This is a genomic window from Chryseobacterium sp. HNCC26DJ240 (assembly GCF_057180485.1).
Map to the genome: position 1 here is coordinate 582,984 of NZ_JBXUGK010000002.1, position 25,535 is coordinate 608,518.

The following is a 25,535-nucleotide window of genomic DNA, read 5'->3' on the forward strand; positions in this document are numbered from 1 at the left end:
ATTTTGTGAAATAAAGATAGCAAAAAAAAACAAACCCACCGAATCTGGTGGGTTTTGTGGTTTTATTCCTGAGTCATATTGTCTCTTGTATTCTTCTGGACGGCGATGGCACCAAACAATGCCAGCAAAAATGCAAATCCGTAAAATCCTTTTTCACTTGGTAAAATAGTGGCATTCCAAAGACCGATTGCCAGTAAAACGATAGAGGAAAGTGTCGCAAACCAACAGATTCCGTAGTAAATATCAGTTACTTTAATGTTTTCTAATCTGTCACGGACGGCTTTCTGTAGAGAAACTACCGCAAATAAACCGTAAAGAAGGATGGTGAAATAATATCCTTTTTCGTTAAGCTGCATTTCGGCTCTTGCCAATCCTACAATAAATCCGATCATTCCTGCACCCAGTGCAACCCACGATGCGGCTACGAATGCGGTTGAAACTCCCTGTTTTTTCATTAATTGTTATTTTTGTTTATTATTGATACCAAATATATTATTTTTTTGTGAATGCATCTTATGAAAAGTGGATTTTATCACTTTTATTGGAAAAGTGTAGTTTGTATGTGTAAGTTTCAATTTTAAAATAAGTTGTTTACACTAATTGAAACTTGATAATATATCTTTTAATTAGTAGAGAATATATTTCAATAACCTGAATCGGAGATAACAAAGATTTTATAATTCGATAGGAATGGGCTTTAGCCCATTTATGTAAAGAGATATACATTTGGTTGTAGCCAAAATCTATCGTTAAGTTTCGGCTAAAGCTTTAATGCTCATCATAAGAAAGATCGTGCTAAAGCCCGACGCTATTGATCTGAGTCTATAAAAATTTATACTTTAAGCTTAATCCGAAATCAGGATAATTAATACTCGTGTCAATTCCCCTCCTCTGGAGGGGTGTCAAAAAATCTTTGATTTTTTGACGGGGTGGTGTACGCGCAATCATGGCCTGGCACCGATAGCAGCGGCATCCTTTTTTGTTATTGCGATTGCGAAAAAGTTTAACAGATTGCTTCACTTTGTTTGCAATGACACAAAAGATACAGCGGATAGCGGGAATAGCTCCTAATTAAGTTTAAGAGTTTAAGAGTTTAATAGTTTGAGAGTTTAAGAATGGGAGAGTAGGAGACAAGGTGTGTTTGAGAAAATTTCTATAAAAAAACGCTCCGGAAAAATCCGAAGCGTTGTATATTGATGATTGGCAATGATTGCACATTACCAATTGCTCATTACCGATAATTAATATCTGTAGTATTCCGGTTTGTAAGGTCCCTGTACTTCTACACCGATGTACTCAGCCTGCTCAGTAGAAAGAACTTCCAACTCAACGCTTAATTTTTTAAGGTGAAGGGCTGCAACTTTTTCATCTAAATGTTTTGGTAACATATATACTTCGTTTCCGTAAGCTTCAGAATTGTTCCAAAGTTCGATCTGAGCCAAAGTCTGGTTAGAGAATGAGTTAGACATTACAAAAGATGGGTGACCAGTTGCGCAACCCAAGTTTACCAAACGACCTTCTGCAAGGATGATGATTTCTTTACCTTCTTCAAGAGTATAGATGTCAACCTGTGGCTTCACTTCAGATTTTGTATGACCGTATTTACCGTTTAACCAAGCCATATCGATTTCGTTGTCGAAGTGACCGATGTTACAAACGATAGCTTTGTCTTTCATTTTAAGGAAATGCTCTCCTCTAACGATGTTGAAGTTACCTGTAGTTGTGATGATGATATCTGCGTTATCCACTACAGTATCTAATCTTTTCACTTCAAAACCGTCCATTGCAGCCTGTAAAGCACAGATTGGGTCGATTTCAGTTACAGTAACGATAGAACCGGCACCTCTGAAAGAAGCAGCAGTACCTTTACCAACGTCTCCGTATCCGCAAACTACCACTCTTTTACCAGCCAACATGATGTCAGTTGCTCTTCTTACCGCATCTACTGCAGATTCTTTACAACCGTATTTGTTATCAAACTTAGATTTAGTCACTGAATCATTTACGTTGATTGCAGGCATTACCAAAGTTCCGTTTTTCATTCTTTCGTACAATCTGTGAACTCCTGTAGTCGTTTCTTCAGAAAGTCCTTTGATATCTTTTGTGAATTCAGGGTATCTGTCGAAAACCATGTTTGTTAAATCTCCACCATCATCCAAAATCATGTTCAATGGCTTTCTGTCTTCTCCGAAGAAAAGAGTCTGCTCAATACACCAGTCAAAATCTTCTTCGTTAAGACCTTTCCAAGCGTAAACAGGGATTCCTGCAGCAGCAATTGCAGCAGCAGCGTGATCCTGAGTAGAGAAAATGTTACAAGAAGACCATGTAACTTCAGCTCCCAAAGCAACCAAAGTTTCGATCAAAACTGCAGTCTGGATCGTCATGTGAAGACATCCCGCGATTCTAGCACCTTTCAAAGGCTGAGACGGTCCGTATTCTTCACGGATAGACATCAAACCTGGCATTTCTGCTTCAGCAAGGGTAATTTCTTTTCTTCCCCATTCTGCAAGGGAGATGTCCTTAACTTTATAAGGAACGTATTGTGTTGTTGTACTCATATCTTATGAATGATTTAAATTCAAATATTTAAAGTGCAAAATTACAACATATAATTTAGATAAAAAAACACATGAAATTTAAGGGATATGAGATTTTACAGCCTTAGTTTTATTTATTTTAATTCTAATTAACGTACTTTTGTGGTACAAATAAATCTTATATATGAATCATACTCCAACTCAGGAAGAAGCTCAAAGACAGGCAAAGCCACTTGCCCCGAAAGTAAAAGAACTTGTAGAAAGATCAAAAAGCATTATATTGGCAACTGTAGATGCCGAAGGGACGCCAAACTCCAGCTATGCACCATTCGTACAGGTAGACAATACATTTTATATTTTGGTTTCTTTCATGGCAAAGCATACTAAAAACCTTGCGGACGGAAGAAAAACTTCGATCATGTTTATCGAAGACGAATCTGCTACAAAACAGATCTACGCAAGAGAAAGACTAACCATCGAAGCATCAACTTCTCAGGTTGAAAGAGATTCTGAAACATGGAACGCAGTTGTTTCTCAATTGAAAGAAACTCATGGAAAAGTGGTTGAGGTAATTTCTGAAATGAAAGATTTTATCTTAATCGGACTTCATCCTGTAAAAGGTTCTTACGTAAACGGTTTCGGAAGTGCATATTTCGTAGATGAAAATCTTGAAATCATGGAGCACAGAAATGATCAGAATCACCAGGCAAAGTAGGAAGCTGGAAGATGGATGATGGATGATGGAAGTTGACTACTAACTGCTTTAGCTTTTAAGCTCTTTAAATAATTTAGATTCACTTAAGTCTTAGGATTTAGGTGAATTTTTTTTGTGTGGGATGCTGGAAGCTGGGTGCTAGAAGTTTTTGCAGGTAAGATGATGGATGTTCACAACTAACCGTATTAGTTTTAGCTTTAAATTATATTAATTCACTTGAGTCTTAGGATTAGGTGATTTTTTTTGTGTGGGGTGCTGCATGCGGGATGTAAAATCTTTGCGTAAGATTTAACTTTTAAATATTGTGTTAAATTTGAATGTAAATCAAAAATTTCCGCTTCAGAATTCGAATCACAAAACTTCCGGCACCCAGCTTCCCGCTTCCCGCCAAAATTTTCCTATTTTTACCGAATAATTTCAAACCCATGCCTCTTTACCGTGATTTTTCTGATGATAACGCCACCATTCTGGTCTGGAAATACGACGAGAATGAAGATTTGAATATCGATGAACTTTTAGAGCCGGAAAATGCCGAAAAAGTAAAAGATTATCATCCGAAAAAATTGCTGGAGGTTTTAATGGTCAGAAAACTTCTGAAAAGTTTGAAACCAAATTCCAAGATTCTTTATAAAGAAAGAGAACCGTTTTTGTCTCCAAAAGATGCCGAAATCTCGATTACGCATTCTTTTCCGTTTGCAGCAATTGCCATTTCAAAAAATAAAATCGGGATTGATATTGAGAAATTTAATCCGAAAATTTTAAGGGTTATCGATAAATTTACCTACGAAAACGAACGTGGATTTATTCCTTTCGATACGGAAGTGGTTTTTTATACGATTATCTGGAGCGTGAAGGAAAGTATGTACAAAATTCATCACTCAAAGCATTGGTCTCTCAAAAAACATTACGAAGTAAGACCTTTTGAATTAAAATATCTACGTTCTATAAAATGCAGAGTTCACGACGATAAAATTTCGGATGAATTGAAAGCGAGAGTCGAGTTTTTTGATGACTACTGCTTTACGATTGTTGAGGAATAATCTCTTCGTTGCGGTACGTTTCTATTACTTTTCGCTGCTCTTTGGCTACATCATAAATCAGTTCCAAAACATCGTGAATGTTTTTAAGTTCCGTTAAATGAGAGATTTTATTCGGATCTCTGGTATCGTAATGTTCTTTTTCAAGCAGTTCGGTTTTTCTTTTTAAGAGTAAATCTTCGATGGAAGAGTCTTCAGGCTCCAAACGGCTGTCCATTCTCAATGTTTCAGGAATTTTTTCGCCATTCAGCAAAACCGAAACCTGATTCATTTCTGCTTCAATTTTTTTCGTCCAGCTTTCAGAATCTATTTCAGGATATTTTTTTTCATTTTTTGAATATTGAGATAGCGAAGCAGTATAGGCCGTAATCAAATGGGATGTTGCCACAAACTGATGCACCACTTCCAGTTTTTTTCTCTGATTCTTCGGGTCGGTAATCATTCTCTGGAAGTTATCAGAAAGGTTGGCAAGTGAAATAATAGCATTTTTACGCTTCACTTTATAATCTTCCATATCAAAATCTTCATTCAGAAATTTCGACATTACGCTGTGGAAATAAGTGAGATTTGATTCCGCAGACTTTTTCATCAGCTGCAGATTCTGAGTATGTTCCCAGACAGGAAGAATGAGATATGAAACCAAGAAAGCAATGATTCCGGCGATGATGGTATCTACAATTCTGTCTTTGAAAATCACGTTAACGTTTCCCGGATTCAGAAAATTAAAACTCAGAAAAACGTACATTGTCATAAACAGGACAGCCCAGAAATATCTTCCTTTCAGAAAGCTGAAACATAAAATCATACTGACCAAGAGGATAGAAAACAATACAGCATTGATTTGAATGTAATGCAAAACCGCATAAGCAATGACCGCGCCGGCAACCGTCCCGTAAAAACGCAGAAGATTTCTCTGTTTTGTAATGGAGTAGGCGGGTTTTAAAATAGCAACGACGGTAATCAAAATCCAGTATGTATGACCGATTTCGATGAAGGGAAGCTGAGAAACCAAATATCCTAACAGCAACGCTGAAGTCACCCTGATGGCATGACGGAAGTGCGATGAGGTCAGTGAAATATTGCTTCTCAGAACTTTAAAATTCAGTTTTTCCTCATTAGGCATAAATTTCTTTAAATCTAAACCAGTGGAGAGACTTTTTGCCAGTTTTACGTTTTGGGAAAATACTTTGTAGATCTCACTAATCTCTTTGGTAATCTCGCTGATTCGCATCATAATCTGACGGAGAATCATAAAGTTTTCCAGAGTTTCGGGAGTCATTTCTCTGTTTCGCAATTCGAAATAGCTGATGTTTAATTCATCAGAATGCAGTTCAAGATTCGAAATAGGTCTGGCTCTGGTACTGCTTTGCAGCGCAATTCCGATGTTGGCAATTTCGTCTGAAAGAATATTGAGATAATCATGAATCTTAACCAAAATAGTAGTGTCTTCAAAACTTTCCTGAAGTTTTTTATAATCACTCTCTGAGGTCATCAGCTTTTCGTGCAGATCCAGAGAATTCAGAAACATCAACATCAGCAAACGGCTTATGGTTGTTGATTCGTTGACAATCGTTCTGGTTCTGAAAACAGTTTCGCGTGTTTCTTCCTGAAGATTTTTTATTTCGATCTGTTTCGCAATCACCTGCGTTGTAAGTTTATTGAAATCGGGATTTTTCTGATAAAAATTGGCCTTTATTTTTAAAAATTCTGCAAGCTGAAGATAATTTTCCCCAATCATCTGACTTGCCAGTTTGTAAGGCTGAATCGTGGTCACAACAAGAAAAATTAATAAAAACCAGATAGATCCTGCAGCGAAGATCATCAGACTTTTAAAAATATTATCTCCTGTCAAATGCCCGTCAATAAATATCGCCAAAACAACCAGTGCAAGCGAACCAACAGCTGCCAATCTTTGTCCGTAAACGCCGATCAGTGAAAAAAACATCCCGAAAGCGACGATTTCCAAAATGACCAAAGGGATTATTCCTTTTACCAGACTTGCAATTGAGGCTACAGCGACGAAACAGAAAATAGCAAAAGTCAATGAGTTTCTTCTTCGGATAAATGGTCCGGGCTGATCTGTGAGCGCAACAAAACTGGTTCCCAGCGGAAAAAGAAAATATTCTTTGAGCATCCCAAAATGAGCCAAAACCAAACACGGAAGCACCGTAGACAGTGTAATTCTGATCGCAGAATACACATATTGGCTGGTTACAAATTTTTTGAGCTCAGAAGAATAATTCATACTGCAAAAATACGGGTTATATGTGAACTGATGGGTTTAGTTTTTGGACAAAATGTGTTTTTTTTGGTTGGAGTGTTAGGTGTTGGAAGAGGGAAGATGGAAGAGGTAAGAAGGAAGTTAATTATTAGGTTAAAACAACAAAAGCCCCAGAAATTGGAGCTTTTGAGTATATTAATTTTATAATCTTAATAATCTACATTAGATGTTTCAGCACCGATGTTCCAGGTAAGACCGAAACGTAGGGTGTTGTCTAATGCTGTATTGATTTTAGACATGTTGATCAAATAAGAAATGTCTAATCCGAATGAACGGTATTTCAAACCGATACCTGCAGTGGCAAACTGTCTTGCTCCCTGCTCTTCGCTTTCGTGGAAGTAACCTCCTCTTAAAGCAAATGCATTGTCATAAGAATATTCCAAAGCACCACTATACATAATAGAATTGGTGTTTTTGAATGACTTTCCGATACCTTCCATTACACCTACATTGGGTACTGCATACATTGGTTGTCTTGTATTAGGATCATTTCCGATAAATTCAGATCCCGGAACCAGAATTTTCGAACCTTCTACAGAAAGCCCAACTCTATTCATATCATCCAAATACATATCATATCCTAAACCTAATCTTGCCATTGTTGGAAGATAAGATCTTGATTCTTCATTTCCTGTATAATCCAATTTAGGACCTAAGTTGGTGACAGCGAAACCTCCGTTTATTTTACCTTCATAATTTCCGAAACTTTGAAATCTCGGTGAAGTATAGTAACCTGAAATATCAACTGCGAATGAGTTTGCTGGTTTCAAAGTAGTATCTGTGTTGAATCCTCCGGCTAAGTCTGAACGGATAAATCTACCTGTAACCGCCATTGAGTAAGAATCTGAAAGCTTAAGACCGTAAGCAACGTCGATAGAGAATTCGTTAGGCTTAGAAGTACCCATAGAAGTAACTTCGTTTCCTACCAACTGAGTAAGGTCTACTTCTCCCATATTGAAGTAATAGATACTTGCCGAGATCGTAGATCTTTCTTCCTGACCTAAAAATTTATGAAAGGCGCCATACAATAAAAATACATCATTTGTAAGTTTACTCATGTATGGTGTATAGTTCAAACCAATAGAAGAACTTGTTCTGCTGAAAGGATATTTAGCCGCATTCCAGAATTGAGAGAATGCATCTGGTGAAGTTACCACACCCTGATCTCCCATACCACCTGATCTTGCATCTGGTGCGATTCTAAGGAAAGGTGCTCCTGTCAATACAGGTCTTACCTGGCTTAAATCCTGAGCGTAGCTTAAGAAGCCGGCACTCAGACCTATTCCTAAAAGCAGTTTAGTAGTTAAATTCATATGTTGTCTTTTATATATTATCAGTTTTGTAGATATATTTCGATTAAATTATAATTTTACTTCAAAAGTACCATTTTTTCTACAGCTGTAGCACTTCCTTTGCATTTTTCTTGATTCTGACTTTTTGCAAATATCTTAAAAATATACGTACCTTTTGCTACTGTATCACCAAAATCATCTTTTCCATCCCATTCTATTGCCTGTTTAGGCGTTCTGTAGCCCTGTAGGAACGGTTCTGCAATCACAGCCGAGGTAATTGTTTTTACCAATTTTCCTGTAATGGTGTAGATTTGAACATTCACATCCAAAATATCATCGCAATTATGCTCAAAATGAATGTAGGTCTTATTGGTGAAAGGATTTGGCCAGTTCATTGGTCTGTTGATAATCAAATGCTGGTCAGATTGGTCTTTAACCTCAAAGTTTAACGTAGAAACTGTAGAATTATTATTGATGTCCCAAACTTTAAATGTAAGCTGGTGCTGCCCAATCGCTAAGTTTCTGAAAGGGTAAGTTACATTACCTTTTTGATACTCTGCCAAAGCAGGATTGATACATCCATTTCCTTCACCTGAAGCATAAAAATCATTTAAAACTAAAGTATTGATGATCTGTCCGTCAAGATAAGTTGTAATGTCGTGACCAACTCCTGATCCTGTTGAATTAATTCCGGTATCATCAGTTAAACAGGCTAAAAGAGTAGGGTTTTGATTGGTAATACCTCCGTTGGCAAAATTAGTATTGTTCATGTACAGTTTTACCTTTGGTGGCTCATTGTCGTTAATTCCATTTGGATTAATATCGCCTACCTGTACCGCCTGATTGTTGAAGACATCTGAAACTTTATTGTCTGCATAACCTAAGATTCTACCTTCTCCTACAGTGTAATTAATGTCTTTAGGAACGTAAAATTCTACAGTAAACTGTCCGTTTGTAGCAATTCCTGATGCTTTTACAATAGCACTCCCTTCTTCAGTATAATTAAGGATAGGAGTAAGATTTCCTGGGTTGTTTAATGTATTTTTATTTAATCTTTTATCAAAAATATTAATAACTACACGACCGTTGAAGGTGTTATTTAAAGTTCCGTTGGCATTATTGATATGTCCCGTCACTTTCACAAAATCCAATCCTCTGATTAATCCCGGAACAGGAGATTCTATATTGTCAATCACCAATCGTCTCGCCGGTCTTGAAAGTTTCATTGCAGGATCTCCCAAAAAGTTAACTTTAAAGTGATTTGGGTCGCCTGGTTTTAGCTTTTTAGCATTGAGGTGCGCGTCTCCAATTGAAATAAAATCGTCATTGGTCAGTTTAAACATTTCTCTTGTATAAAGATTTGTAAAGTCTACACCATATCCTACACCTACCGCACGGCTTGATGTAATCATTGAAGCAGGGCCACCTTGTTTTAATTTAATAAGCTGCTCACCCGCAGAGAAAGTTCCAGGCTCATCCCATAAAGTAAATTCGCATGTAATAGTTGATACAAAAGGGAATCTGCTGTAAATATTAGAAAAATTATTGGCAGCCTGAATTTCATCTGTTGTGAAAACTCTTTCCTGAGCCCAGCCATTGATTCCTCCATGCCCGAAATAGAAAAGATAAAGACTATTTCCCATATCATTAGAAATTGCCTGATTTACCTGTGAGTATCTACGTCCGCCTGCAGTGCTTTGCCCCTGAAATGAGTCTAAATAAAGTTTTCGAACATTATATTCCTTTAAATTGGTACTTGCCGGGATTTCAAAAACACTCTGCAAGGAATTGTTCATTACAGTATGAAAAGGCGGTCCGCCGTCATTATCATCATCAACTACAAAGTCAAGTTTCATTTTCCATTCTCCGAAAGAATTAGATTGTCCCGGCAATGAATTATAGTAAGCCAAGGTTTTGTCAATCATATTGGCAGCTTCCGTAGCATTGGCAGCAGGTAATCTTCCGATTGGCAAATTTGGCAGGTTGCTGGTTAGCGATAGATTGGTTTGCGGTGTAGTCATCACTACATAATCATCCGTAACGTATGAGCTTACAACGTCTGCAGATTCTTCACTTTCGTAACCCGAAACTACATTGCTGTTGTTTGGAATTCTATTTTTGTAATCATAAGAAGCGTCCCCAATAATCATTACATACTTTAATCTTCCAGTAGGAGTATTCAGTTTAGTAATAAAATCTCTAATAGCAGTAAGGTCGCGGCTTCCGCTTCCAAATTCGTTATAAATTTTGGCAGGATCTACAATCTGTACGTTATAACTGTTTTTAGTCTGATGGTAGTTTGCTAATCGCTGAGCCTGCCCCATCATTTCTGGAGTTGTAATAATAAGGTAATCTACATTCTGCAGTCCCGAAAGATCCTGATTGCCTATTCTTTCAACAAACTGAGGTGCAAATGCAGCGTCAGCTCTAAAAGCAACAAATTCATTATTAAAGAATAAATTTGAAGTGGTATAAGCGAAATTAAATGATCCTGCTCCTCCCTTATTTACTCTTCTGTTTGCGTTTGTGATGTCGGTAACATCCCATACCTGCTCCATAGCTCCGGTATTTGATACTCCAAAACCATACGTGGTATTGCTTCCGCTTTGAAGTGAAAAATCTCTGAAACTCATCTGAGAACCATTGTAAGTAAGATCCTGTTTGTATTGTACTTCAAGATAATCAAAATGGAAAGCCCCGTTTGGATTGGTGGTAATATTAGGAAGGTAGTTGAAAGTAATCTGATTTCCTGTAAGATTAGATATAGTACCCCTGTAGCTCAGCGGGTAATATTCAAACACATAATTTTGGTTATTCGGAGGAACTGCTCCTATAGAAGGATTAAGGTTATTAATGTTGAAAGTGACACTGTTTTGCTGTGCACCAAAACCTATTACCTGCGTACGGTATCTGATGGCATCACCCGGCTGGATAGGAGTTGCAACATTAATTACAATACTTTTGTCTGCAGTGAAAGGTGCTTCTTCTACCCAAATACGACCTACTTTCAGTAAATTTTTCTGATCATTATTAATCACCTGATAGTCATCATATCTTGTGATAAGAGGAGTTGCCGGTAAATTAACATCTACATTTTGAACTCTTTTTCCCGCTCCTTTATCAAAATTGATATAGTAATAAGAAAAATCTTCATAAATGTTTTTCACACCATTGGCATCATCGATTCTTGTCTCTCTTCTTTTGAAGCCATTCCCGTTTGTGTTATTATAAAGATTGTAGCCATTAGGTCCCTGTGCATAAAACAGAGCATAGTCATTATCATTCCAAACATTGTCTTCTTCCCCAAAAACCTGAATAGCATTTTCCTGAAGGGCACTGTATTTTGTATCCTGATTGAATTCGGGAAGCATAATACCACCATTCCCATAAATTCTGAAATTTTTAGGATTTACACTGGAAGGATTTATTCCGATATCTCTTAAAAATTGTGCAGTAATTTTAAAAATACCCGATTTGTCGACTTTTATTTTGTAAAAACTACCTGATGAAAGGGGGTTTACAGTAGTTCCTACTTTCGCTGCGTTAAGGTTTTGTGGAGAAGTATCTTCCGTAATTTGAAAAGAAGAAAGTCTTTGCACCGTTCCGTTTACTCTTTTAAATAAAGAAACATTGTAGCTTGCATATCTTTCTCCCTCAATATCAACATACGTGATATCCTTAATTTCATTCTCCGGAAGTTGTGCTGCATTCAGTTCAAATAAATCTTTATAAGAAACATTTTCCCACTGAAGATTGGTAACCTTCAACCGGTTTGCTCCCGTCTGTATTTTATTATGAATAAAAACATTGTTTTGCGCGAAAGCAAATCCTTCATTTTTAAATGCAGGCAGTACTTTCTTTATAGTACCAAAATCTTCGGTTTTAGAGCCGCTCCATTCAATGGCAACACGTTGTGCCTGTAGAGTGGTGGCTAAAGAGAAGAGGGATATAAATATAATTTTCAGTCTCATGTTTGTAGATGAATTTCCGAATTACAAAATAAATGAAAATTTTGTAATTACGTAGGGTACAATAAAATTAATTTCACATCGTTTTTCAAAAAAAATCAAATCTTTATTTGATTTATTGAATAATTTACTTTTTCTTTGTACTTTGATTAATATTTATATCGACTATGAAAAAACTAAAGTTGTTTTCATTAATAGCATTGAGTTCTACACTTGCATTAACCAGTTGTGGTGGATCCGGGACCGGCAAAGGAGGCGGTACGAAAAGTTTTGTCTCTAAGACAGGTTGGAAACCAAACGAAAAACAGGGTTGGTTTTTTGCAGGAAAGCAACAGGAGCAGAAAGGATGGCCAGGAATGGTCTATGTAGAAGGTGGAACTTTTACAATGGGATTAGTGAAAGATGATGTAATGCACGATTGGAATAACTCGCCTCGCAGAATGCAGGTAAGCTCTTTCTACATCGGTGAAACAGAAATTACTAACTACGAATACCGTGAATACCTTACATGGTTGAAGTATGTTTTCCCACCAAGTGATCCTAGCTTTAAAGAAATCTACAACGGTGCGTTGCCAGATACTTTATTGTGGGACAACAAGCTTTCTAGAAATGATTTCAACGAAACGTATTTCAGAGATGCTAACTACGACTATTACCCTGTAGTAGGTGTGGCTTGGGCTCAGGCAAACAGATATTGTGAATGGTTGACAGACAGAGCAAACGAAAAAGCATTAATGAATGCCGGTATCATTGCTAAAGATTTATATATTAATGAATCTAACAACCAAGGTGGTACTGCTTTCAATATGGATAAATTCAAATCGAATGATCCTGAAATGCAAGGCTACATCAATGAGCAAAGAAGACAGCAAAAAACTGGTATAAAAACAACTAACCAAAGACTTATCGCTGCAAACAGAGCTCCTGGTGCAGATATGGTAACAAAATTCAGACTTCCTAGTGAAGTAGAATGGGAGTACGCAGCTTTGGGAATGGAGAAAAACAGAGAGTACAACATGTACTTAGGTAAAGCTCCTGAAATCCAGTCTTTGAGAGGTACTAAAGGTAGAGACAGAGGTATGCTTCTTGAAAACTTCAAGCAAGGTCAGGGAGATTACTCAGGTCCTGCAGGTTGGAAAAACGACGGTTCAGCTAAAACTTCAGACGTAAGATTATATCCTTCAAATGCTATCGGTATTTACGGAATGTACGGAAACGTTGCTGAATGGACAGCTGATGTTTACAGACCAATCGTAGACGATGAATACAGTGATTTCAACTACTACAGAGGAAATGCTCCTCAGGCTATCGTAAGAAACGGAGACGGAACTTACCAGATGGTAGACGAAACCAACATGAAGTACGATACTTTAAGAGACGGAAGATTAGTTGCTAAAAATCTTCCAGGTCAATACTCCAGAGAAACAATTGCAAACTATGCAAACTTTAGAGATGGAGATCAGCAGTCTTCTTTAAGTTACAGAAATGCTTCTGATTCTGTTTCTTCTTACAATATGTATAACGGAGCAAGACAAAACTTCTTCGTTGATGCAAACGGTAAAGTAAAATTACAGAAAGATACCGGGAAGAGAACTTCTCAGATTTCTAACGATATCAGAGTTGTGAAAGGAGGTTCTTGGCAGGATTCAGCGTACTGGTTAGATCCGGGACAAAGAAGATATAAAGCTGAAAACGCTGGTTACGGATGGATCGGATTCCGTGTAGCGCAGGATGCGACTTCAAAAAACAAAGGTAGAACGAGAAGATAATTTATTATCAAAATATTATACAAAAACCTTCTGAATATTCAGAAGGTTTTTTATTTTTGGGCTATGAATGTACAGGATTTTTATCAGATATTTTTAAAGGCAAGCAACGTAACCATCGACAGCAGAAAGATTGGTGAAAATGATATTTTTTTCGCTTTTTCAGGAGATAATTTCAATGCTGCAACACTTGCTGAAGATGCCGTCTCAAAAGGTGCGCTGGCGGTAATTGTTGAGCAGAAAAGTTTTGAAAATACAGAAAAAAATATTTTTTATGTGGAATCTACTTTAGATTTCCTTCAGCAGCTGGCGGTTCATCACAGAGACCAGCTCACAATCCCTGTAATTGGTCTTACGGGGAGCAACGGGAAGACTACCACAAAAGAGATCATTCATGCAGTTCTCTCCAAAAAATTCAATGTACAGTACACTTTTGGGAATCTGAATAATCATATCGGAGTTCCTTTGACTATCCTTTCTATCAAACCTGAACATGAAATGGCGGTTGTTGAAATGGGAGCGAATCATAAAAAGGAAATTGAATTGCTGTGTAATATTGCAAAGCCGACAATAGGTTACATCACCAATTTCGGGAAAGCGCATCTTGAAGGTTTTGGTGGTTTTGAAGGTGTGATTAAAGGTAAATCTGAGTTGTATGATTATCTAATAAATCATCAGCAGACCATTTTGGTGAATGATAATGATACTGTTCAGTTTGAAAAGACACTCAATTATTCTCCAAAAATCAGTTTCGGTAAGGAAAATTCTGATTATCAGTTTGAATTAATTTCTTCTGAACATTTTGTCGGGTTAAATTTTAACAATACTACCGCTGTTTCAAAACTGACAGGAGAGTACAATTTCACAAATCTTTGTGCAGCAGTAAGTCTCGGACTTCATTTTGGAATTGATTCTGAAAAAATTAAACATGCCGTAGAAAACTATACGCCCACCAACATGCGTTCGCAGATTATGAAAAAAGATGGAAAAACGCTCGTTTTAGATACTTACAACGCCAACCCGAGTTCTATGACAGCTTCACTTCATAATTTCGTAACTTTTGAAGGAACGAAAACAATTGTCATAGGTGACATGCTTGAATTAGGCGATGAAAGTGAAACTGAACATCAGAATATTTTAAATCTGGCTAAAAGTCTCAATTTTAACCAAATTATTACTGTTGGAAACCAGTTTAAAAATGTAAATGATTCACCTGAAGCATTTTTAAATACTTCAGAACTCATAGCGTTTTTAGAAAAAAATAAAATCAGTTCAGAAAATGTTCTTTTAAAGGCGTCCCGAGGAATTGCCTTAGAAAAAGCATTGGATTTTATTTAAGCTTAGACTCTTTAAAATCAGATAAAATCAGTTTAATATTCTTGAAAGTGTTTGGGAAAACTTCAGCGGTAATCAGACTGTCGTTTTTCCATGCAACTTCTGTAATTCCTTCTTCGGTTTGAGGCTTTGAGGTGTCTTCGCCATCAAAAAACATTTCAAACCAGTGCGTGTATTTAAGTACTTTGTCGCCGTTTCTTTCCACATAAATATGGTAAGTTGTATTGATGAAATTTTTTAAAACAACATTTCTCAGGCCTGTTTCTTCTTCGATTTCACGGATGGCAGATTCTTCACGCGATTCACCTTTTTCCATTTTACCTTTTGGGAGATCCCATTTTCCGAGTCTTTTGATGAAGAGAATTTCTCCTGAAGGATTATTTACAATTCCGCCTGCAGCTTCAATCTTTCTGAAAAGTCGGTTAAATTCTTCCCAGATCGTTTCCAGATTTTCGCCATAAACATTCATTTCTGAAGTGGATGTGTTTTGAAGAAGATCCAAAGCAATTTCCAGCGTTGTAGAGTTTTCGTAACCGACTGTTTTTTCTAAGTTTTCGGGAGTCTTAGAGAGTAATAATTTTTTTTCGTTGACAAAAACTTTATACATTTGTAATAATTTAAATACAAAAATAAAAAATGAATTTAGAAGGACGAAAAATAATCGTTAATAAATCTGCAAAAGAGCTTTCTGAAGTATTAAAAACTCCGGAAAACTACAAACAGTTTATGCCGGACGGTCTGCAGAAGTTTGAAACCCGTGAAGACGGATTCAAATTCGGACTTCAGGGAATGCCCGAAATTGCTTTGAAGATTGACGAAGTAACCGAAGAAAAAGCAGTTTTGAAATCGGCAAGCTCAAGTCTTGATTTTGCTCTGACGGCTGCTTTGAAGCCTTTAAATGAAAATCAGACTGAAGTTCAGATGCTGTTTGAAGGGAAATTTAATCCTTTCATCAAAATGATGGTTGAAAAACCGCTTCAGAATTTTATCAATACCCTTACCGATAAAATTGAAACTTATAAATAAAACCGAAACCTTCAGCAATGAAGGTTTTTTTTATGCGATAATCCCTGAGCTGTGATCATTTGTGCTTCCCGTTGCAGAAGAAAGCACATTGATCTCGTTATTCATTCTTAAAACGCCCATAAAAGCGAAAATCAAAGCTTCCTTGAAATCGATGATGGTTTTTTCGGGGATAATAATTTCACAAGTAGTTCTAGATTTAATTTTTTCAATTAAATAAGAATTGTAAGTTCCGCCGCCGGTAAACAGAGCTTTTTTCAATTGATTTTCATTGAATATTTTTGAAATCTGAACTGACGCATGTTCAGTAAATGTTGCCAAAGCAATAAGTGAATCTGCATTTTCCAAAAGTGGAAAAATAAGTTGATTACAAAATTCGATTCCTAAAGATTTTGGGTGTGGCTGATGGTAAAATTCCAGATTGTTCAGTTTTTCCAATAAGTTTGAATCAACTTTTCCAGTTCTTGCCAAATCTCCGTTTTCATCAAACGTTTTGCCTAAATCCTGAGAGATTTTATTTAAAACAATATTCACCGGACAAATATCAAAGGCAATTCTTTTATCCGATTTTTTAAATGAAATATTGGAGAATCCACCCAGATTCAGACAGGCATCATATTCTGAAAACAAGAGTTCATCACCGATTGGTACGAGTGGAGCACCATTTCCGCCCATCAAAACATCCTGACTTCTGAAATCATAAACCACAGGAATTGAGTTGACCAGTTTTACAGCTCTTCCGTCGCCAATCTGTTGTGTGAATTTTCTTTGAGGCTGATGAAAAACCGTGTGGCCGTGGGAAGCAATAAGGTTGACTTTTGAAATGTTTTTACTTTTGATAAAATCTTTTACTTTTTCACCCAAATAAAATCCGTAATCTGAATTTAGTGCTAAAAGATCTTCAACAGATAAATGAATTGAATTTCTAAGATCGTTTTCCCATTGTTCAGAATAGGGAATGGTTTCAGCTTCAATGATTTTAAAATGCCACTGATTGTCAGTTTTATCAAATTCAGCGAAGCAAATATCAAGTCCGTCAAGGCTCGTTCCCGACATTAATCCGATAGCTCTGGTTTTCATGCTGAAAAATTATTGGGCAAGTTTGCTTTGGCTCACATCAAGATCTCCCGAATTTTTAAAGAATCTGTATTCTGAGAAATCATCTTTGGCCCACATGCCATGAGCGTTAATCAAAACAGATCCGTCCGGCATGGTCTGGTAAACAGTGTCGCGGGTGTAAATTCGCTGCTTCCGCTGATCCCAGTAAACGCTTTGGGTTGCAAATCTACGTCCTTCATTGGTGGTGATTTTCACATCGCCTTTTGCTTCATAGAATTTTTTATATTCAAATATTCGGGCATACTTGGCGGTAATAGTTCCGGGTTTAGGATTTTTTTTATCGAAGAAATCGATTTTAATTCCTTTTTTTGCCACTACATAAGGGCTGTCAATCAACTCGTATTTTTCAATAATCGGAGCATAAGCCTTTAGTGTAATTATCCCGGAATCCCGTTGGACAATGTTGGCGTTATTGATTACCTGCGACGGGAAATTCCTGTTGTCTGTCCCTTTTTGTTTGGTGAGATCGTCTTCGCAGGATGTGAATATAAAAAATATAGCACAACTGAAAAGGTATGCTATATTTTTAAATTTGATATTTTTTGAAGTCAAAAACATTTTAGTTGTAAAGATTCTTTCTGAACCATTTGTCAGCAAAGTTGAAACCAAGTTTCAGATTGATATAGTTCTGATTGATCAGGTTATCATTAAGCGTTCCTCTTTTCCCGGCTTCTATACCAATCTCAAGACCACTCATTCTCTGGATACCGCTGGATTTGAACGGAAGAAGTACACCTGCAGAAATACCATATTTGTTGATGCTGTTGTTGGCAATTTTCAAACCGCCTCTTTCATAGAAAGCACCATATCTGTAAACCACTCTCGAGAAATAGTTTCTGAAGTTGTTGTAATTTGGCAAATACCAACCTCCGGCAGAGATTCTGTACGTATCCTGAAAATCGAAACTTTTCCCAAAATAAGAGATATCTTCGCCTTTTTTGTAATCAAGCTGTGCAGAAACAAACCATTCATTATTACTGCCATATCCGGCTCCTAATGAAGCCTGCAACGGAATAAGATTTTTAGAGTTTATGCTTTTCTGTTCGATGATTGTTTCGTTGATCTTCGTTTCGGCGGTACCGTAATAATAGGTGCTGTTTTTGTAATCAGTCACCATATTGCCGGTATTCCCGAATGTAACAGTTGCACCAAGTGTTAGCTTATTATCAGTAGAAGTATTGATTTTCTGATAGCTTGTACCTAAAGTAAAATTGAAATTCTTGATATTATTTTTGGTCTCATAGCCATTGATAAATTCAGCTCCACTTACTGTAAATTCATTGATATCATAAAGATTTCCAAAGTAGAAATTAGCTTTTGCTCCTACCGAAAGACCTTTACCAACGTTGTAAGAAATTGCAGCCTGCGCTGTATTTAGTGTTCCTTTTCCTGTAAATCTGTTGGCATATACAGTTCCGGTTGTTTCATTGGTTTCAGAAGTCAATACGTCATAGCTTTTTGAGCTGTACGGCTGGTAAAGCAAACCCATTTTCACTTTTGGTGAAAGAGGAAATGCAAGCGAAATATTAGATAAATACGTAGAATGTTTGGTAGACTTTGTATTGTTGTAATTTGTTTTGAAGTAATTATTTTCGTTGGTTGCCTCCAATTTGATGCTGGTAAGCTCAAAATTGGTATTGTTGGCAGGGTTCCCGAAGTTAAAGTTACTCGTGAAATCACTGATGTATGCTGTTGAAATGCCTCCCATAGAGGATGTCTCAATCGTATTATCAAACTTCACATCTCCAATTCCGTAAGTTGCGTATGGCGAATTGCTTATACTCTGCGCATTAAGGAAATATCCCACCGAAATGAATGATAGTACAAAGATTTTTTTCATTCTAGATTTTTAAAATAATGCGCAAATATCTTAAATATTAATGAATTGTAAAAATTTACCGAGGTTAAAGTTTGTTAAGGGGATTTTGTGGTGAATTGTTTACTCTAAATTATATACAAAAAGGTTGGATATTAATAATTTTCTAATGTTTTCACATTAAATTTAGATTGATTTCTAAATTTTAAGAAACTCCCGTATACCCATCTTCCATCATCCATCTTCCAACAAAAATTTTTATCTTTGAACCATGAATTGGGACGACATCGCAGGGCAGCAAAATCTAAAAAAACTGCTTCAGGAAAGTATTTCAGATAACAGGGTGAGCCATGCTCAGCTTTTCGTAGGAAAGGAGGGCTACGGAACTTTTCCCTTGGTTTTGGCCTATGCAAAACAGATTCTTAATAATGAAAATGAACATTCTGCGTCCAAAGTAGATCATCTCAATCATTTGGATCTTCACTTTTGTTTTCCCGTTTTTACGGAAAAAAATAATTCATTAAGCAAGAAAAATTTCGAAGAGTTCAGATCGATGATTTTAGATTCGCCTTATGCTAGTTTTGATGACTGGTCCGGTGTTTTAGAATCTGAAAACAAACAGCTTTTCATCTCTGCAGACGAGATGGATGAGCAAAATCAAAAATTTGCACTGAAAAGTTTTGAAGGTGGAACAAAAATTCTCATCGTTTGGAGAGCCGATAAAATGAATACTTCCGCAGCCAATAAATTTTTGAAGTTTTTGGAAGAACCACCGGCAAAAACATTGATTCTTCTCACAACAGAAAGCATTGACGATATTTTGCCAACTATTCTTTCCCGTACCCAGATTATTGATGTGCCGAGAATTGAGGATGAAGATCTTCAATTATATATGAAGACAAGAACTCAGGCTGATGAAGGAAAAATTGCCGAAATTATTCATCAGGCTCAGGGCGATTTGAACGAAGTCTTAAAACTTTTAAATTCTCAAAATAAAAACAGTGACTTTGAAGCGCTTTTTGTACAGTGGGTTCGCGACGCTTTTATGGTGAAAAAGAAACCTGAGTATTTGAAATCGATCATCAGCTGGGCAAGAGAAGTCGCCTCATGGAACCGTGAAAAGCAGAAAAACTTTCTTAATTATTGCTCAGAAATTTTCCGTTTGGCGATGCTTCAGAACTATGGTTCGCAAGATTTGGTTTACAAAAAGATTGATGCGAACGGATTCAACTGGGCTGGCTTTTCAAAATACATCAGCGGAGCCAATATTGTTTCTATACTTGAAGAAATCAACGAAGCAGATCATCATTTAACCCGAAATGGAAACCCAAAAATTGTGTGGACGGATTTGGGGATTAAATTGTCGAGGTATATTCATAAGGTTTCGTAAATTCAAGACTTGTAAGCAATTTCAGAAAACTCGAATAATGAAAGATATTCAGAAATTATTGAAACCAAAAGTCACAGAATTTAAGAATGATTTTACTGATTCAATCCCGCAAATCTTAAACATTGGTTTTAATTTGTTGACCTTAAAAATATCTTTGAGCTTTGATGGAGCAAACAAACAAATTGATATTAGTTTTGAAAATGTTATTGGATTTAGAGTATTAGACGAAGCAAATCTTTTGGAATTTTGGGATAAAGAAGTTCGAGTTTCCGGATGGCTTTGGAAAGTTGAAAGTGGGGGTTGGTTTGAACTTGAAAAATTAAGGTCTGGATTTTTAGCACAACATCATGAAGTAAGTTATAATGAATTTTTAGTAGTTGGAATGAATGATTGTATGAGTGTTTTAACCGAATCAGAACCATTATTTACTTATTCAGAAGGATAAAACTGCTCAGCTTAAAAAAAAATTCTGTTGGTAATTTGATGAAAGAATGTTCAATATTCAATGAAAATCACCTCTCCAAATTCTTTTTAAACTCCACATATTCCTCCGCCATAAAATCAGGCTTACCAAGCTGAACCCGCATCGATTCAATATTTTTCACTGTAGACTGCACTGCAGTCGTAAACCATGGGAATTCCTGACTTAAAGAGGTGAGTTTTGCCAGTGCCCGAAGACTGTCTTTTTCAGATTCAGCCAATTTTACGGCATGCTCGTAACGGAAAATTGGACAATAATAATATTCTTCTGATACATAATCCCAAGTAGCTAAATCTGCATCACTGTTGATGAGATAAGCCATGGCAAATATAGATGAGTCGAGATAATTTTCTGAGAAAATAAAACAGTCGAATGTATTTTCTGAATCGTTTTGCTTTATTTTCCTGTCTAAAACATCAGCGATAATCTGATGACTTTTTTCCCTTTTTACAGTATCTTTTGATAAATGAAGTACACTGGCATATTCCACTTTTGCCAAATCATTATTGTTTGCTTTGCTATAGGCTTTTTCGGCATAATTCATCGCCGTATCATTATCCAGCAAAATTCTGTGCAATTTAGATGCTGCCACCAATTCTTCTACAGACAATTGATCTTTTCCTTCAATCTTTTCTTTGAAATATTTCAATGATTTTGTAGCATATCGGTCTTTCGTAAAGCGCTCCATGATTTTCCAGCCTTCCAGTTTTTCGAATTGTGAATTGTCCCAGAATTCATAAAGTAAAGACATTCTGTCCCATTTAGACTTAATTTCATCCCACTGCGCAAATATCTGATGGTAGGCTATGTGCGGAGGTACAGAGTTTCCTTTTTGGTCTTCAATGTTGAGGCTGATATCTGAAGATGGATCTGAATGATATCTTTTGTAAGCTTCCACGATTTCCAGGTCGAATTTCGGCCCGTTTTCGGAAATCTTTATTTTATGTTCTGTTGTTGGTTGAGGATTATTTTTTTCTGCCTGTTTTTTTTTTCCGAAAAGAAAACTGAAAAAGCCCATAGAATTTGATTTTAAGTAAATATAAAATTATTTTGAAAATAAGTGAAGATTAAAATTAAATTAAAAATTCAATCAAACGTTTGATTTTTTGAATTAGCTGATGTATCTTTGCACCCGTAAAATTCACTACAATGATTTCGAAAGAAGAAAATATTTTATTTGCTGCCGAAGAACTTTTTGCCGAAAAAGGCTTTGAAGGAACCTCTACCAGAGAGATTGCAAAAGCGGCCAACGTTAATATTTCAATGATTTCCTATTATTTCGGTTCTAAAGAAAAGCTCTACGAGAAGTTGGTAGAATACAGAATGAGCGAAGGTCAGTTTTTTTCTAAAGACATTCTGGAGCGTACCGATTTGAACGAGTGGGAAAAAATTGAAAAAATCGTAGACCAGTTTGCGGGAAGAGTGAAAACACAGAAATGCTTCTACAGAATCATGCAGCGGGAACAGCTTCACACCAAAACACCGCAGATTGTTGAGTTTTTGAAGCAGACTAAAATGGGTTTCATTTCTATGTATTCAAAAATTCTGGAATCGGGGATTGAGAAGGGAATTTTCACTAAAAATCCACCTATTTATCTTTTACATTCTACCGTAAGCGGAACGTTGTTTTATGGTTCGAATGCGATTGAAATGTATAAAGAATTTCTTCACAATAAAGATTCTGATGAAGTTTTCGAAGAACAATTTTTCAGCGAACTTAATAAACATATTAAACATATTTTAAAAGACCTTTTAGGTTATGAAGACAATAAATAATACGGTAATTGCGGCAGTTTTTTTTGCAGGAATGGTGACATTCAATGCGCAGGAAAAGAAAATGCTTACCCTTGATGAGGCAGTACAGCTGGGCATTCAGAACAGTAAAAGCCTTAAAATAGATGCGGCCAAAATAGAAGAAGCTACGGCAGATCTTTTGGAAGCAAAAAACAGACAGCTTCCGGATCTTAAATTTTCTGCAAGCTATATGTATCTTCCGTTGGCTCCGAATATCGACATCAAACTTCCCGGAGTTTCTGCAAACGGAGGCCCGAAAGTAAATCAGGTTTTGTTTGGTTCTGCCAATCTTTCGCTTCCTTTATACAGTGGCGGAAGAATAAAGTACGGAATAGAATCTGCAAAATATCTGGTAGAAGCTTCGAAATTAAATACTGAAAACGACAAGGTAGCGATTGCTTACAATGTTGCACAGGCGTATAATAATCTGTTTAAAGCAAGTCAGTCGATTAAAGTTTTAGAAGAAAATCTTTCAGCTTCGGCAAAAAGAGACGCTACCTTTTTAAAGCTTGAAAACAATGGTGTCATTGCAAGAAATGACCGTTTAAAAGCCAATCTTCAGACTTCAAATATTGAGCTTCAGCTTTTGGAAGCAAAAAACAATTACAATATTGCCAATATCAATATGGATCTTCTTTTAGGTCTTCCTGATAAAACTGAAATCGAAGTTGATTCTGAATACATCAACGAAATGGAAGAAGTAAAAACAGTAGATTATTATCTGAATACCGCTCAGGAAAACAGAAAAGATCTTCAGGCTTTACAGCAGCAGAGAAAGGCGGCTTCTTTGGGTACAAAAGCAGCGAAAGCAGAAAGTTTACCTTCAATTGCACTTACAGGAGGTTATGTTGCAGCTGATGTTCCTAAATTTTTCACCATGTACAATGCGGTGAATGTAGGGTTGGGAATTCAGTACAATCTTTCAAATATCTGGAAAAAGAATTCAGCTTTAAAACAATCTGAAGCCAGAGAAAAACAACTTTCTGCGACAGACGAAATGATGAATGACAACATTAAGCTCGATGTAAACAGAGAATATCAAAACGCAGATTACTACAAACAGAGAATTGCAGTTTTCGAAAAATCTTCTGTTCAGGCTACCGAAAATTACAGAATTACCAAAAATAAATATGACAACGGTTTGGCGACCATGCAGGAACTTCTGGATGCAGATGCGGCTCAGATTTCAGCAACTGTTGGTGTGATTAATGCGAAAGCAGACGCAGCATTAGCTTACAGAAAACTGGTACAGACTACAGGAACATTAACGAATAATTAATAAAGAACTCAATACCCAAAATGGAAAATAATACAACGCAGAATACTGAACCTAAAAAGAAAAAAAGTTTAGTTTTCCCTATCATACTTGCCGTAGTAGTTGTCGTAGGAGGAATTTACGGTTACAAAACCTATTCTTACGGGCAAACTCACGAAGAAACCGATGATGCACAGATTACCTCAAACGTTGCTCCTGTAATTTCTAAAATTTCAGGCTACGTAACGGAAGTGAAGGTAACAGACAATCAGTTTGTAAAAAAAGGAGATACTTTGGTAGTGCTTGACAACAGAGATCAGAAAATGGCTCTTGCTCAGGCTGAAGCGGCTTTGGTAACAGCAAAAAGCAATATTTCAAATGCTCAGGCAACAACGACGGCTACGTCTAAAAACATCGGTTCGTCTGAAGCTGCAGTTTCTACAGCCAATGCACAGATTGAAGCTGCAAAAGTAAATGTCTGGAAAACTGCTCAGGATTTAAAAAGATATTCAGTTTTGGTAAAAGACCATTCGATTACAGAGCAGCAGTACGAGCAGGCTTTGGCAGCAAAACAGTCTGCTGACAAGCAGCTGCAGGTTTTGGTAGAAACAAGAAATCAGATTGCACAGCAAACTGGAATTGCTTCATCACAAACCGCAGCCAGCTCACAACAGATCAGCGTTGCAGGTTCTGTAGCAAAACAGAGAGAAGTAGATGTAGAAAATGCAAGATTAAATTTATCATACACTGTAATCACAGCTCCTGAAGATGGTTATGTAGGGAAAGTTTCCACGCAGACAGGACAGTTTTTGCAGGCCGGAACTCAGCTTTTTGCTATGGTTAAAAATGATCAAAAATGGATTGTTGCCAATTTTAAAGAAACTCAGGTTGATAAAATGGTTGAAGGTCAAAAAGTGAAAATAGAAATCGATGCTTTCCCGGACAGAGAATTTGAAGGTAAGGTAAGTTCTTTCTCTCCGGCAACGGGTGCTTCTTTCTCAATTCTTCCTCCGGATAACGCAAGTGGAAACTTCGTAAAAGTAGTACAGAGACTTCCTGTGAAAATAGATTTCGTAAACCTTGATAAAGAAGTTGCGAAAAGACTGAGAACTGGATTGAATGTGAAAGTGGAGGTTTCTTTGAACTAAGAGGCAAGGAAAAGAGCCAGGTAAAAAGTAAAAAGAGTCAAGTGAGAAGTGTATAACTTTTTTACTGAAGCTTAAAAAATATAAGTGAATTGTCAATTTTGCAGAGGCAAGTCAATGGTAAATGATGAGGAAGGATCATGTTGAAAATGTTGCGGGATTTTGTGAAGGTTTTATGAAGATTGAATTATGCAGAAGACTATTGACCATGAAGTTGATTAAATATTGATAATTCACTTTTACCAATGTAACAATTTAACAATCTAGCAATGTAACAATGCTTTGCGATTGGTAAATTGTTACACTGGTAAATTAAATATTGAATTGTCGGTTTTGAAGAGGAAATTCAAAAACAGAAGAATATGAAGCTGGAACCGATTGGGAAGAATGCTTATGTAGAAGAAAGTCGGTCATGAAACTGGAAATGAGGCAGACTAAAATTGATAATGGAGAAGATAAAAACTGACAATTCACTTTTTCTTAAAAATTCAAGAAAGATTATAAAAACAGAAAGATGAGTGCTAAATTCTTAACCTTAGCCTTAACCTTAGCCTCAACCTTAATCTTTTAAAAAAAATTAA

Annotated in this window: 20 protein-coding genes; 10 read left to right on the top strand and 10 right to left on the bottom strand. The window is 36.5% G+C overall.

Annotated features, from left to right (window positions below; translation table 11 throughout):
- Positions 1–62: 62 nt before the first annotated feature.
- Together yiaA and ahcY are read right to left on the bottom strand one after the other, a co-directional pair.
- Positions 63–455, bottom strand: coding sequence for an inner membrane protein YiaA (gene yiaA, locus AC2A1G_RS05850; protein WP_191738182.1), 393 nt, complete (start codon positions 453–455; stop codon positions 63–65).
- A gap of 786 nt (positions 456–1,241) precedes the next feature.
- Positions 1,242–2,558, bottom strand: coding sequence for an adenosylhomocysteinase (gene ahcY / locus AC2A1G_RS05855; RefSeq protein ID WP_484045997.1), 1,317 nt, complete (start codon positions 2,556–2,558; stop codon positions 1,242–1,244).
- Positions 2,559–2,721: 163 nt separating this feature from the next.
- On the opposite strand from ahcY, the gene AC2A1G_RS05860 reads away from it, so the two are divergent.
- Entirely contained in the window at positions 2,722–3,252 is a 531-nt protein-coding gene (locus tag AC2A1G_RS05860; protein WP_484045998.1) for a HugZ family pyridoxamine 5'-phosphate oxidase, read from the top strand.
- Between the two features lie 425 nt (positions 3,253–3,677).
- The gene (locus AC2A1G_RS05865; protein WP_484045999.1) at positions 3,678–4,292 is read left to right on the top strand and encodes a 4'-phosphopantetheinyl transferase family protein; all 615 of its coding nucleotides are present in this window, start codon (positions 3,678–3,680) and stop codon (positions 4,290–4,292) included.
- On the opposite strand, the gene AC2A1G_RS05870 is transcribed toward AC2A1G_RS05865, so the two are convergent.
- From AC2A1G_RS05870 to porU, 3 genes are all read right to left on the bottom strand, one after another.
- Complete coding sequence (locus AC2A1G_RS05870; RefSeq protein WP_484046000.1) at positions 4,273–6,534, bottom strand: FUSC family protein; 2,262 nt, start codon at positions 6,532–6,534, stop codon at positions 4,273–4,275. The two genes, AC2A1G_RS05865 and AC2A1G_RS05870, sit on opposite strands and share 20 nt — an antisense overlap.
- A 185-nt stretch (positions 6,535–6,719) precedes the next feature.
- Positions 6,720–7,883: a type IX secretion system outer membrane channel protein PorV gene (gene porV, locus AC2A1G_RS05875; RefSeq protein ID WP_484046001.1), complete on the bottom strand. Its 1,164-nt coding sequence runs from the start codon at positions 7,881–7,883 to the stop codon at positions 6,720–6,722.
- Positions 7,884–7,939: 56 nt separating this feature from the next.
- Positions 7,940–11,833, bottom strand: coding sequence for a type IX secretion system sortase PorU (gene porU / locus AC2A1G_RS05880; protein WP_484046002.1), 3,894 nt, complete (start codon positions 11,831–11,833; stop codon positions 7,940–7,942).
- A 164-nt stretch (positions 11,834–11,997) separates the two neighbouring features.
- Between porU and gldJ the strand changes: the two genes are divergently transcribed.
- Together gldJ and AC2A1G_RS05890 are read left to right on the top strand one after the other, a co-directional pair.
- Positions 11,998–13,599, top strand: coding sequence for a gliding motility lipoprotein GldJ (gldJ, locus tag AC2A1G_RS05885; RefSeq protein ID WP_484046003.1), 1,602 nt, complete (start codon positions 11,998–12,000; stop codon positions 13,597–13,599).
- Between the two features lie 63 nt (positions 13,600–13,662).
- A complete protein-coding gene (locus AC2A1G_RS05890; RefSeq protein ID WP_484046004.1) occupies positions 13,663–14,934 on the top strand; it encodes a UDP-N-acetylmuramoyl-tripeptide--D-alanyl-D-alanine ligase in 1,272 nt (423 codons plus the stop codon).
- Here the strand turns inward: AC2A1G_RS05890 and AC2A1G_RS05895 are convergent.
- Positions 14,927–15,538, bottom strand: a complete 612-nt coding sequence (locus tag AC2A1G_RS05895) for an NUDIX hydrolase (protein ID WP_484046005.1) — start codon at positions 15,536–15,538, stop codon at positions 14,927–14,929. The genes AC2A1G_RS05890 and AC2A1G_RS05895 overlap by 8 nt on opposite strands.
- A 29-nt stretch (positions 15,539–15,567) precedes the next feature.
- On the opposite strand from AC2A1G_RS05895, the gene AC2A1G_RS05900 reads away from it, so the two are divergent.
- Positions 15,568–15,957 (top strand): hypothetical protein, encoded by a 390-nt coding sequence (locus AC2A1G_RS05900; RefSeq protein WP_056083850.1) that lies wholly within the window; start codon positions 15,568–15,570, stop codon positions 15,955–15,957.
- Positions 15,958–15,987: 30 nt separating this feature from the next.
- Here AC2A1G_RS05900 and AC2A1G_RS05905 read toward each other — a convergent pair whose 3' ends face one another.
- The 3 genes from AC2A1G_RS05905 to bamG are packed head-to-tail and all read right to left on the bottom strand — an operon-like array spanning position 15,988 to position 18,913.
- The gene (locus tag AC2A1G_RS05905; RefSeq protein ID WP_484046006.1) at positions 15,988–17,034 is read right to left on the bottom strand and encodes an anhydro-N-acetylmuramic acid kinase; all 1,047 of its coding nucleotides are present in this window, start codon (positions 17,032–17,034) and stop codon (positions 15,988–15,990) included.
- 9 nt (positions 17,035–17,043) lie between these two features.
- Complete coding sequence (lptC, locus tag AC2A1G_RS05910) at positions 17,044–17,625, bottom strand: LPS export ABC transporter periplasmic protein LptC (RefSeq protein ID WP_484046007.1); 582 nt, start codon at positions 17,623–17,625, stop codon at positions 17,044–17,046.
- A 7-nt stretch (positions 17,626–17,632) separates the two neighbouring features.
- Positions 17,633–18,913 carry a BamG family beta-barrel-assembly machinery protein gene (gene bamG / locus AC2A1G_RS05915; RefSeq protein WP_484046008.1) on the bottom strand — a complete coding sequence of 427 codons (1,281 nt, stop codon included), beginning with the start codon at positions 18,911–18,913 and terminating at the stop codon, positions 17,633–17,635.
- 247 nt (positions 18,914–19,160) lie between these two features.
- Here bamG and AC2A1G_RS05920 point away from each other — a divergent pair, with 247 nt between their 5' ends.
- The gene (locus AC2A1G_RS05920) at positions 19,161–20,279 is read left to right on the top strand and encodes a DNA polymerase III subunit (protein WP_484046009.1); all 1,119 of its coding nucleotides are present in this window, start codon (positions 19,161–19,163) and stop codon (positions 20,277–20,279) included.
- A gap of 37 nt (positions 20,280–20,316) precedes the next feature.
- Positions 20,317–20,724, top strand: coding sequence for a hypothetical protein (locus AC2A1G_RS05925; protein ID WP_484046010.1), 408 nt, complete (start codon positions 20,317–20,319; stop codon positions 20,722–20,724).
- A gap of 67 nt (positions 20,725–20,791) precedes the next feature.
- Here AC2A1G_RS05925 and AC2A1G_RS05930 read toward each other — a convergent pair whose 3' ends face one another.
- Complete coding sequence (locus AC2A1G_RS05930; RefSeq protein ID WP_484046011.1) at positions 20,792–21,778, bottom strand: hypothetical protein; 987 nt, start codon at positions 21,776–21,778, stop codon at positions 20,792–20,794.
- A 131-nt stretch (positions 21,779–21,909) separates the two neighbouring features.
- On the opposite strand from AC2A1G_RS05930, the gene AC2A1G_RS05935 reads away from it, so the two are divergent.
- From AC2A1G_RS05935 to AC2A1G_RS05945, 3 genes are read left to right on the top strand one after another with little or no spacing between them, the layout of a single operon-like run.
- Positions 21,910–22,536 carry a TetR/AcrR family transcriptional regulator gene (locus AC2A1G_RS05935; protein WP_484046012.1) on the top strand — a complete coding sequence of 209 codons (627 nt, stop codon included), beginning with the start codon at positions 21,910–21,912 and terminating at the stop codon, positions 22,534–22,536.
- Positions 22,520–23,833 (top strand): TolC family protein, encoded by a 1,314-nt coding sequence (locus tag AC2A1G_RS05940; RefSeq protein WP_484046013.1) that lies wholly within the window; start codon positions 22,520–22,522, stop codon positions 23,831–23,833. The genes AC2A1G_RS05935 and AC2A1G_RS05940 overlap by 17 nt, the downstream gene beginning before the upstream one ends.
- 20 nt (positions 23,834–23,853) lie before the next feature.
- A complete protein-coding gene (locus tag AC2A1G_RS05945) occupies positions 23,854–24,957 on the top strand; it encodes an HlyD family secretion protein (RefSeq protein WP_484046014.1) in 1,104 nt (367 codons plus the stop codon).
- Positions 24,958–25,535: the final 578 nt, after the last annotated feature.